Below are 10612 nucleotides of genomic sequence, written 5' to 3'. Positions count from 1 at the left end.
CAGCTTTACGTTCAGGTGAATAACGTTTCATGTCAGGCTCCACTACCCCCAATTAGATTTTCAGTAGGGAGTGCCATCTATCCTGACAGGGGGGGGAACCATCATCCAGTAGTAGTGAGGGGCGTTGTAGCCCCTTATTCAGCAGATAATCAGATTGACCGGATACCGCTTTTGCCACCAGCGAATTCACTCGTTCGGTAATCGTGCGATTATCAGGCTTCTCACTGGCGGGCGTAACGACCGGCAACGGAAGCGCCAGTATCTCAGCAACTTGTTCCGCTGCTTGCCTCGCGCCACACTTATTCACTTTCATTACCAAATCCAGCCCGGTTCCTGCGCCGCAGTGAGAACAAAAATAGGTGCCACGGCCTTCTTTATCGTCAAAACGGTAGCGGGTATTCCCGCCACAGTTGGGGCATTCACTTTCCTGCCGATTGGTCGGGATGCCTAACTGCTGCAAAATCTTTTCCCAATGGCCGTTGGCTTTTGCCCGCACGTTTTGAATAAACGTTTTGCTCATGCGGACTCGTCCTCCTGCGCACGGTGGAGCGCATCAAGCCGTTCGGCGAGAATGAACATCAGGATCTCTTTCGCCTGCGGCTCCCTTAACTCCACGATGGCATAAGCCAACGCACGGCACTGATCGATCAGTTCTTCCAGTTCCAGCGGCGTGTTATCAAACATGGCGCACCTCCTGAACGGGAAGGCGGTCAGCAAAGAACAGAATGAAATCAGGCTCAAAATTCTGACGAGCGGATAGCTCATCCGGGGCAATAATGGCTTTACGTTGCGGTTTGTCGTGCGGCGCTGTGCGGTAGACCGCCAGAAAGAGAAAGGTGAAATTAGGGTGAAACGGGGTAGGGGTAGCAACCATAGCGGCGGCCTCTTGTACGGGGTTGAAAACCCCACCACACCGCTGTCAATCGGGGTGGTGGGACGTAACAGGGTTGACAGACCGGCGTACAAGAAACCGGCGAGCCCAGAGGCTCCCCCATTACGCCCCACCATAATTTGGGCATAACATGGTTTACGGACATAAAAAACCGCATGAAACTAAAGCGGTCGTCCGCTTGTACATTCAGGCTGTCAAACCTGGTTGCCGATTTTGCGACAACGGTGAAACGATAAGCCAGATGCCCCGCCAGCGTCAATACGTTTTGTATTGGTTTTGCTAAGTGCTGCGCATTTTCCAGAGTGATAGAAATAGACTCGCTATTGTGTATAAAAAGGGCTATTCCCTGATTTTGGGCATAGCCATGCCCGTTCCAGCCAGCGCCAGATTTTTGGATCATCATATTTTTTGATTCCGATATGCCGCTATCGCGACAATAAAAAAGAAGGTTTTGACTTATGCGTTTTCGGTTTGCTGATCACGTTCGGCAACGCGCTGATTCAGCCAGGCATTAACTTCATCCTCAAACCAGCCTACCCGACGCAGATCAACCCGAAATCCTTTCGGGAATTCGCCGGCATTGATCATTTCCTGAAAACTGCTGTCAGAATTGACGCGCAGAATGGCTTTCACTTCTTTCTTTAACAGGATTTTTCTATCTAACAGGCTCATAGCGATATACCTCATCAATGACCGGTCGTATCCGGTCGATGAGGCTATTCAATAACAGAGTGAGGGAAATGGCATCGCAACGAAAAATCGATTTTCGCTGCGAATTTAACAATTTGATTTATAAGATTTATTGGCTTCTGAAAAGTAATTATCCAGTGTACGATTTTTGATGTTTTCCGTATTCTCGACTATTTCCTGCTTCAGGCTATCTTGTGTCCATCTTTTTGATTTAGTCGATGTGTTTTTTAGCGCATCAATCATCGCGCCAATAACGAAAAGGCTTTCATTCAGATCGAGGTCGGTATATTCATCCAACTGCTGCTTTTCAAATTGTTCAATATTTACTCGACGAAATACAAATTCGACATCACGTAATCCATCTGCGGGATAAAACGATGAGTGATAATTATCTGGTGTTACGAATTCTTTTCTTTTTTCATCAAATAATCTTAGCTTTCCTGCGTCATCCATTTTGTATCCAACAGCTTTCTCAATGAAAGGTTCGACTATGCTGATATATCGTTCGTCATCAATTAAAAATGGTCCACCCAGATTAATAAAGGTTGCTGGCTCTCTTCCTTGGTGAATAGAACAAAGGTGCAAAACATCCAATACTTCAGCCCCTATCATCGGTAGGTCATAGATGCCTGTTTCAAGGCGAAACACTTCCCCATATCGAGACATGCGTATAGACATCCTATTTGATATTGCCTCAAGTGCATCATCCAACACATGAGGATTTTCCTTAAGCATTCCTTTCTCTAATAAGAATTTGTTAAACCCTGCTAAAAGATCTTTGCTAAGAGGGCTCTTTTTTTCAGCCCACATACCATAGCGATTTTTTTCTATATAGCGCTGAAATGATGATGTGACCATCAAGTGCAAGTTGAAGACAGTCTGCAATGGATACTTCTTCCTGAAAGCTGGTGGTCAGTCTGCGGGCGGTTTCTTCTAATGTTAACCACTCTTTGAGCTTAAACAGCTTTTTCATGATGCTCCCTATCAGTGAATCTTGTGCCAGTTGACGGAGAAAAGCATTCAGGTATGGGGTTCTCGGTTCTGCCTGTTTTCACCGGATAACCACATTTTAGGAGGGCAACTAACAGGAATCAATAATTAACTGTATATAAATACAGTATCAACTATTGGCGATGCGTAATCCTCTGGCTCCTTCCGACGCCATCACTTTTCCTGTTGCGGCTGTTTCTACAAAGTCACCCCACCAGCACATCAGCACCTTGCGCTGTTCCAGATAAGTGGAGCGGTTATAGGCACGGCGCACTTCGTTGGTGTCTACGTGGGCGAGAGCGGCTTCGATCACATCTGGCGGGAACCCTTCTTCATTGGCGGCGGTACTGAATATGGCGCGTAGACCGTGGGATACCAGTACGCCTTTGTAACCCATACGGCGCAATGCGGCGTTAGCGGTTTGGCTGTTCATCGGCTGCTTGGGATCTTTACTAGATGGAAACAGGTATTCACGGTGTCCGCTGATGGGCTTCATGGCGTCCAGAATGGCTAACGCCTGCGGGGGCAGGGGAATAATGTGGTCACGGCGCATCTTCATGCGGCCAGCGGGGATCGTCCAAGTGTTATCTGTCAGGTATATCTCGCTCCAGCGGGTTTCAGCGGCTTCGGCAGGGCGGGTAACGGTCAGTAGCTGCCATTCAATCAATAAGCGGGTCTGTAACTCAATGCTGGCGACCGATAGCGTTTTCATCAAGTCAGGTAATGCCTCTGGCCGAATGGTCGGCATATGGGTTTTCACCGGCGCCTGAAAGGCTTTGCGGATCTTGGCTGCGGGGTTAGCAGGAATCAGTCCGGAGTCAACCGCATAATCCATCACCTCGTTGATTCGCTGACTTACTCGTTTGACGGTTTCCAGTTTACCGCTGGCTTGTATGGGTTCTAATGCGGTGATGAAGTGGCGAGCGGTAAGCTGGGTGATCGGTAGGGTTCCGATGAACGGGAACACGTATTTTTCCAGCGAGCGCCAGATATCTTTAATGGTGTTCTCGGCCAGCGGTTGAGACTTTTTCACTTCGTACCAGTCAGCGGAGACTTTGGCGAACGTGTTTAGGTTGATGGCTTGCTCTTGTTCGCGCTGCTGTTGCTGATGGAATTGTGGGTCGATGCCTTTACTTATCAACGCCTTTGCCACTTCACGTCGTTGTCGGGCTTCTGCCAAAGAAACCGCAGGGAATGAACCAAAGCTGATTAATGCACGTTTCTTTGTATCGGGGCGGTAATAGTTAAAACGCCAGATTTTAGAACCGCTCGGTTTCACCAGCAGATACAACCTATCCCCGTCCTGTAGCGTGTATTCCTTCTCGGCAGGTTTGGCGGCTTTGATCTCGGTATTGGTCAGTGGTGTAGTTATACGAGCCATCGTAGTTATATGCTTTTGTAGTTATATGGGGCGGTATAACTAAGCGTATAACTAAACTTTCCGGCTGTAAACGCGGTATGCCGATAGATAACAGGCAACAAAAAACCCGCAAACTCAGTGAGAATGCGGGTTTTCGTGGGGTTTCCGGTAGTAAACGATACTTACCGAATATATATTTGGTCGGCACGAGAGGATTTGAACCTCCGACCCCTGACACCCCATGACAGTGCGCTACCAGGCTGCGCTACGTGCCGATGCTATGGGCGCTTATACTACCTTTTCTTTCCCTGATTGCAAGCGCTATACCGAACGACTGCTTTAGATTTAGGCAGTTAGTTCGCAATAAAGCGTCTTTCGCTCGTCAGTACCTGAAGGAGCAGGTTAAGTTGTGGCTTTTCATCGTCCAGTTTTTCGCCATCCTGATTATAAGCACGATAATCACCATTATTTTCCAGCACGATGATTTTTTCCGGCGTGGTGATCATGAGTGCGCCGCCGTTGCCATTTGCCAGCCAGTTGTTGCGTCGTTGGGCGGCAAACAGGTCTTCGCCCTGAGAGTAATCATCGGTGGCGTTTTTAACGTGTAATAGACGTTGCATCAACGTAGCCATGACGTCTTTATGGTCTGTCATTTTGGTAATCGTTTGAGCAGGCGTGTTCGGCCAGTGAACAATCAGTGGTATTTGCCATTGTGCGCGACGGAAGATATTTTTCTTGTCATCGTCAGGATGGTCGTTTTGGGTAGTGGTAACCACAATAACCGTTTTTTCCAGTTGATTGTGTGTCTGCAATGCACCGATAATTTTGCCAATCTGCTGGTCAATATCCTGATTATTTGCCTGGCCGCGCCGCGATTGCGCCGCGGATAACGTGCTGCTATTCAGTTCAATATAAGAGAACCAGGGCGCCGCGTTGTTATTACGGCTTAACCAGTCTTGCCATTGTGTGGTAATGGCGTCATCGCTCTGTTGTTGCGGCGCAGGCAGGGAGAAATCGGACAGCAGTGCCTGGCGATAAAGCACATTGTTGAAACCATTGGCGGAGAACAGACCAAACTGGTAACCCTGCCGGCTCAGCGCGGTCATCAGCGCTGAAGGCTTACGAGCATTTAACACTCCGTCCAGATAGGTGGTGGAGATACCATAAAAGAGGTTAAACAACCCGGCATTGGATTGTATTCCTGAATCATAATGATTGCTGAAGCGAATATTTTGTTCGGCGAAGCTCGACAGATTGGGCATGTCGCTAGGTATACCGTTAATCCGCGCGTTATCAATAACAACCATAAGCAAGTTATAACCACTGCCGCTGTCACGAAACGTAATTTCATTGAGCGGGTATTCCACGGTCATCGCTTCAGGATTGCCTTGTTGGGATAGGCGGCGTTGGTATTCCTTCGCATCCAGCAAGCCATGTTTTTCCAGAAAACGGCGGGCGGTCATCGGATAAGAGAGCGGCAGGTTGGCGCGCTGCATAGTAATCGGACGATAGAAATTGGCATCAGCCCAGATGTACATCAGGTGTGAGGCGAGGAACGCCGACATAAACACGGCCGCCAGCGGTTTTCCAAAGCGGCGACGGTTCAGGCTACGCAGCTTTTGCCAGCACCAGGTGCCAAACAGCATTTCCACCATGAAAATCAGCGGAATGCCGATAAACATCAATTGCCAGTCACGCGCCAGTTCGCTTTGATCTGGATTAACCACCAGTTCCCAAACCGTGGAATTAAGGTGCAGATGGAAACGGGTGAAAACCTCAATATCGACCAAAAGCAGTGTCAGTCCGGCGGTGGCCAGCGCAGCAGAAACAAATCGCAGCAGACGCTGCGACATGACAATAAAAGTCAGGGGAAAAATAACCAGCAGGTAAGCGGCGAAACCGATAAAGCTGAAATGCCCCAGCCAGCTTACCAAAGCATAGATGCGGCCGAACAGCGAGGAAGGCCACTCGATAACAAACAGATAGCGACTACCCAGCCCCAGACTGAGCAAAATATTGAATAAGGCGAACCAGTGTCCCCAACTGATCATCTGGGAGACTTTTTCGCGGTAGCGCTGACGGTTGGTTACCATAAGTTGGTCAAAAATCAGTGAGTTTTATCTGCTTTTTTAATCGAAGCTTGTAATGCTTCGGCGAAAGAACGAGCCAGAACCTGACGTTGAGCCGGTGCGACGCTGGTATTGATCAGGTTGGTCACCATATTACCCAGCACCATCAAAGCAAGATCAGTTGGAGCATGGTGCTTTTCCAGAACATTGACCATCTCGGAAAGCAGTTGTTCAACGTGTTCGTCACTATAGCGGGATGATTGTGGCATAAAATGGCGTATCTCAAGCTGTTAAAGTCGCATATCTTACCGTATCGACTCATCCATTTCCGCACTTTTATCAATTATCATTTTAGTCGCTGGGGCGCTGGCAACAGAGTAAGGCTTGGCTTTTCAGTTGCAGCCATGCCGCTTTCGGTGTTTGAATACGCACCTTGTTAAAAGGAGAGTTTATCATGAGTCTGGATATCGACCAGATCGCTCTGCATCAGCTAATTAAACGTGACGAACAAACGCTGGAAATGGTGTTGCGTGATTCCCTGTTGTCGACCAATGCGACGGTAGAGGAAATGATGGCTGAACTGCATCGCGTTTATAGCGCCAAAAGTAAAGCTTACGGCCTGTTTGATGAACACAGCGAATTGGCGGACGCGCTCAGGGCCTGCCGTAAAGGGGACGAGGACTTTCTGAATTTCACGCGGGCGGCTACCGGGCGGTTGCGTGATGAACTGGCCAAATATCCGTTTGCCGAAGGCGGGATCGTGCTGTTCTGTCTGTACCGTTATCTGGCGGTGGAGTATCTGCTGGTCGCGGTGCTTAATAGCTGCAACAGTATGCGGGTCAACAAACAGTTGGATATCAGCAGCACCCACTATCTGGACATCAACCACGCGGATATTGTGGCGCGCATCGATTTAACCGAATGGGAAACCAACCCGGAATCGACACGATATCTGACCTTCCTGAAAGGGCGGGTAGGGCGGAAAGTTGCTGACTTCTTTATGGATTTTCTGGCGGCATCCGAAGGACTGGATACCAAGGCGCAAAACCGCGGTTTGTTGAAAGCGGTGGATGAGCATTGTGATGATGCCCAGTTGGATAAAAATGAACGTCAGAATTATCGTCAACAGGTCTACAGCTATTGCAACGAGCAGTTGCAGTCGGGCGAAGAAATCGAATTGTCTGCGTTGTCCCAGGCGTTGCCGCCATTGGGCGACAAAACCTTCCAGCAGTTTTCGACGGAGCAAGGCTATGAACTGGAGCAGCGTTTTCCCGCTGAACGCAGTACCTTGCGTCAATTGACCAAGTTTGCCGGCAGCGGCGGGGGGATTAGCCTGAATTTTGATGCGTTGTTGCTGGGGGAGCGAATTTTCTGGGACCCGACCACCGATACGCTGACCATAAAAGGCACGCCGCCGAATCTGCGCGATCAGTTACAACGTCGTCTGACGGGCGGTGATCAGTAAGCGAAACCGGTTTGCAGAAGATAAAAAAACGCCGCAAAAGCGGCGTTCTTCCCGGCGTCCCGGATTGACTTCTGCGCGATTATACGCGAACGAAGTCGATGTGAGTCAGTTTTGGCTTGAATACGTGACGCTGTACAGCCTGAACTTTGACCTGAACTTCTTTGCCATCGATAGACAGGATAACGGTTTCACCGTAGAAACCGGGTTTCAGTTCCTGGTTTTTAACGGAGTCATGATCCAATTCGATAGCAACCGGCGCTTCTGAACCACCATAAACGATGGCTGGGAATTTGCCAGCGGTACGCAGGCGGCGGCTCGCACCCTTACCCTGCTCTTTACGTGCTTCTGCTTTGATAGTAATCATGTTTTTCTCTACTTAAGAAAGTAACCCTGCTACAGGCGACCCAGCAGCAAGTTGGATTGTTCTGCTTTTGCGGTACAAAAGCGGGCTGAATTCTAGCGGAATATGGCTTGCCGGGCAAACAAAACCGCGAATTTGTTACCCTCGCAGTTCATTGGCGCGGCGAAAACGACCCTGATAGTCGAACATTTTTTCTCTCAGTTGCCAGAATTTTCCCTGCTTGCGGGCAACGACAAAATCGGGGGGGCGTAACTGGCTCTGTTGCGTCACAATGTCGTTCACCGACCGCCAGCGCATAGGAATACCGGGCGCGCGCTGATGAATGCGCAAAAAGTTACTCTCAAAAACGTGACGTTGCGCTGGCGTATGCAAACGAAACCGCTCGCTAACCTCGGCGCCGTCTTCATCATGATAGATAATTTTCAGCCATTCGCCCTTGGCATCCTGTCCGGGGACAAGTTGCATTCCGCTACAGCGCAGCACCAGCGCATCTTTCAGTTTCAGCGCAGCTTTCAGCATATCGTCCGGGTCGACCAGCACCTCTTCACACTGATGACAACGACGGGCGGCGATATCGTTCTCCGCGCCGCAATGCGGACACACCTTAAAGCGGAAGCGGTAATCGCACTGTATGCGTTGCGCATTTTCTCCTGTCTCCCATCCCTGACAGCGGCGGCCATAGTGTTCGATCACGCTGCCGTCCGCCGCGATTTTTCCCCAGAATAGATTGGCAAAACCACATTGAGGGCAAAAGATCTGGACCGGCTGGCTATCGGCATGGGGTTTGCTGTTGCCCACTTCGGGCGTGTAAAGGTCATGTGGGTTGCCGGCATAATCCAGTATCAGGCAGTCGGTTTTACCGGGAAAGAGGCGTAAACCGCGTCCGACAATCTGCTGGTATAAGCTTACCGACTCCGTTGGACGCAGGATGGCGATCAGATCAACATGCGGGGCGTCGAAACCGGTGGTCAGCACCGCGACATTCACCAGATAACGTAACTGTTGCCGCTTAAATGCCGCGATCAGCGCATCGCGTTCTGCGGCGGGGGTGACGGCGCTGACCAACGCGGTCTGAGCGTCTGGCAAGAGCGAATGGATCTCGCGGGCATGCTCGACCGTGGCGGCGAAAATCATCACGCCTGAACGCGTCTGCGCATAGTCGATAATCTGACGGATAATATGTGGCGTAACGCGTTGCTGACGTTTCAGTTCATGATTCAGATCGTTTTCGCTGAATAAACCATTGTTGCGTGCAACCAGTTTGCTGAAATCGTATTGCACCACCGGCATATCCAATCGTTGCGGTGGAACGAGAAATCCATGCTCGATCATGTAGCGCAGCGGTAGCTCATAGATACAATCACGGAACAGGCAGTGCTCATCGCCACGGATCATGCCGTGATAATGATATTGATAAATCCAGCCTTTCCCCAGTCGGTAGGGCGTGGCGGTCAGCCCCAACAGCCGCAGTTGGGGATTGGTTTGTTGCAGGTGTTGGATGATCTGTTGATATTGGCTGTCGTCATCGTCACTGATGCGATGGCATTCATCGATAATCAGCAGTGAGAAGGATTGCTCAAACTGATGCAGATTACGGGCCACCGACTGCACGCTGCCGAATACCACTTTCCCCTGGCTTTGCCGCTGTTGCAGGCCGGCGGCGAAAATATCCGCTTCCAATCCCCAGGCGCGGTATTTGGCATAGTTTTGCGCAACCAGTTCTTTTACGTGCGCCAATACCAGTACGCGGCCACGTGCGAGTCTCGCCAGTTCAGCAATGACGAGACTTTTCCCGGCGCCGGTGGGCAGCACAATCAGGGCCGGTTGGCTATGACGACGAAAATACGCCAGCGTAGCGGCGACGGCCTCACGCTGGTATGGCCGCAGAGTAAACGGCATCACCTGGTTTCCTTAAACCGAACAATAGCGCCCGTTGAATTCTAGGATGTCGGGCAAAGCCTCGTTATACTGTTCTATTCTGGCAGCCGATGCTGCCGCCATTCTTCATTTTCATGGCGCGGGTGGCGTGGACGTTACCTGCATCAGCGTCATGACTCAAAACAGGCAGTTGATTTTTAATGCGATTGGACAAGTTTTTATCTCAGCAACTGGCTATCAGCCGTTCACTGGTCGCGCGCGAATTACGCGCCCAGCGTGTCACGGTGGATGGCGAAATCGTCAAAAGCGGCGCATTCAAAGTGTTGCCGGAACATGAGGTGGCGTTTGATGGCAATCCGTTGGAACAGCAGCACGGCCCGCGTTACTTTATGCTGAATAAGCCGCAAGGTTATGTGTGTTCGACGGACGATCCCGATCATCCCACCATTTTGTATTTCATGGATGTGCCTGTCGCACACAAACTGCATGCCGCGGGGCGTCTGGATATCGATACCACCGGTCTGGTGCTGCTGACGGATGACGGGCAGTGGTCGCACCGAATTACCTCGCCCAGACATCATTGTGAGAAAACCTATTTAGTGACGCTTGAGTATCCATTAAGCCCGGATACTGCCAGCCAGTTTACCACGGGCGTGCAGTTGCACGGCGAGAAAACCCTGACCAAACCGGCCCAGCTTGAGAAGATCACCGAGTATCAGGTGCGTTTGATCATCAGCGAAGGACGTTATCATCAGGTCAAAAGAATGTTTGCCGCGGTGGGTAATCGCGTCGTGCAGTTACACCGCGAGCGTATTGGCGGCATCAGTCTTGACAGCGCATTAGAACCCGGAGAATTCCGGGCCCTGAGCCGTCAGGAAGTGGAGAGTATCGGGCGGTAATTATTTTC

Annotated in this window: 13 protein-coding genes and 1 tRNA gene; 2 read left to right on the top strand and 12 right to left on the bottom strand. The window is 50.3% G+C overall.

What is annotated here, in order from left to right; all coding sequences use genetic code 11:
• Nucleotides 1-52: 52 nt before the first annotated feature.
• The 10 genes from DES54_RS14475 to DES54_RS14440 all read right to left on the bottom strand — a co-directional run bounded on the left by DES54_RS14475 (nt 53) and on the right by DES54_RS14440 (nt 6270).
• The gene (locus tag DES54_RS14475; RefSeq protein ID WP_240635023.1) at nt 53-520 is read right to left on the bottom strand and encodes a primase-helicase zinc-binding domain-containing protein; all 468 of its coding nucleotides are present in this window, start codon (nt 518-520) and stop codon (nt 53-55) included.
• On the bottom strand, nt 517-684 hold the full coding sequence (locus DES54_RS18600; RefSeq protein WP_169050443.1) for a hypothetical protein: 168 nt from the start codon (nt 682-684) through the stop codon (nt 517-519). Before DES54_RS18600 ends, DES54_RS14475 begins: the two co-directional genes overlap by 4 nt.
• Nucleotides 677-874, bottom strand: coding sequence for a host cell division inhibitor Icd-like protein (locus tag DES54_RS14470; protein WP_113868571.1), 198 nt, complete (start codon nt 872-874; stop codon nt 677-679). Before DES54_RS14470 ends, DES54_RS18600 begins: the two co-directional genes overlap by 8 nt.
• A gap of 474 nt (nt 875-1348) precedes the next feature.
• Complete coding sequence (locus DES54_RS14465) at nt 1349-1564, bottom strand: helix-turn-helix transcriptional regulator (protein ID WP_113868569.1); 216 nt, start codon at nt 1562-1564, stop codon at nt 1349-1351.
• Nucleotides 1565-1669: 105 nt separating this feature from the next.
• Nucleotides 1670-2392, bottom strand: coding sequence for a hypothetical protein (locus tag DES54_RS14460; protein ID WP_147247307.1), 723 nt, complete (start codon nt 2390-2392; stop codon nt 1670-1672).
• On the bottom strand, nt 2382-2555 hold the full coding sequence (locus tag DES54_RS18595) for a hypothetical protein (protein WP_169050444.1): 174 nt from the start codon (nt 2553-2555) through the stop codon (nt 2382-2384). The genes DES54_RS14460 and DES54_RS18595 overlap by 11 nt, the downstream gene beginning before the upstream one ends.
• 147 nt (nt 2556-2702) lie before the next feature.
• A complete protein-coding gene (locus DES54_RS14455) occupies nt 2703-3953 on the bottom strand; it encodes an integrase domain-containing protein (protein ID WP_113868565.1) in 1251 nt (416 codons plus the stop codon).
• 177 nt (nt 3954-4130) lie between these two features.
• A tRNA-Pro gene (locus DES54_RS14450) sits at nt 4131-4207 on the bottom strand.
• Nucleotides 4208-4285: 78 nt separating this feature from the next.
• On the bottom strand, nt 4286-5983 hold the full coding sequence (gene yejM, locus DES54_RS14445; RefSeq protein ID WP_439329958.1) for an LPS biosynthesis-modulating metalloenzyme YejM: 1698 nt from the start codon (nt 5981-5983) through the stop codon (nt 4286-4288).
• A 56-nt stretch (nt 5984-6039) separates the two neighbouring features.
• On the bottom strand, nt 6040-6270 hold the full coding sequence (locus DES54_RS14440; protein WP_113868561.1) for a YejL family protein: 231 nt from the start codon (nt 6268-6270) through the stop codon (nt 6040-6042).
• A gap of 185 nt (nt 6271-6455) precedes the next feature.
• Here DES54_RS14440 and yejK point away from each other — a divergent pair, with 185 nt between their 5' ends.
• Nucleotides 6456-7466, top strand: a complete 1011-nt coding sequence (gene yejK / locus DES54_RS14435) for a nucleoid-associated protein YejK (protein WP_113868559.1) — start codon at nt 6456-6458, stop codon at nt 7464-7466.
• Between the two features lie 79 nt (nt 7467-7545).
• Here the strand turns inward: yejK and rplY are convergent, their stop codons facing one another.
• Both rplY and radD read right to left on the bottom strand, forming a co-directional pair.
• The gene (gene rplY, locus DES54_RS14430) at nt 7546-7830 is read right to left on the bottom strand and encodes a 50S ribosomal protein L25 (RefSeq protein ID WP_113868557.1); all 285 of its coding nucleotides are present in this window, start codon (nt 7828-7830) and stop codon (nt 7546-7548) included.
• A 135-nt stretch (nt 7831-7965) separates the two neighbouring features.
• A complete protein-coding gene (gene radD, locus DES54_RS14425; protein ID WP_113868555.1) occupies nt 7966-9726 on the bottom strand; it encodes a DNA repair helicase RadD in 1761 nt (586 codons plus the stop codon).
• 179 nt (nt 9727-9905) lie between these two features.
• On the opposite strand from radD, the gene rsuA reads away from it, so the two are divergent.
• Nucleotides 9906-10604 (top strand): 16S rRNA pseudouridine(516) synthase RsuA, encoded by a 699-nt coding sequence (rsuA, locus tag DES54_RS14420; RefSeq protein WP_113868553.1) that lies wholly within the window; start codon nt 9906-9908, stop codon nt 10602-10604.
• Nucleotides 10605-10612 lie beyond the last annotated feature (8 nt).

Origin of the sequence: Brenneria salicis ATCC 15712 = DSM 30166 (genome assembly GCF_003315515.1) — a bacterium.
In the GTDB taxonomy this organism is placed as follows: domain Bacteria; phylum Pseudomonadota; class Gammaproteobacteria; order Enterobacterales; family Enterobacteriaceae; genus Brenneria; species Brenneria salicis.
The sequence above is the reverse complement of the archived record's forward strand: the minus strand, read 5'-3'. Positions and strand labels throughout refer to the sequence as shown.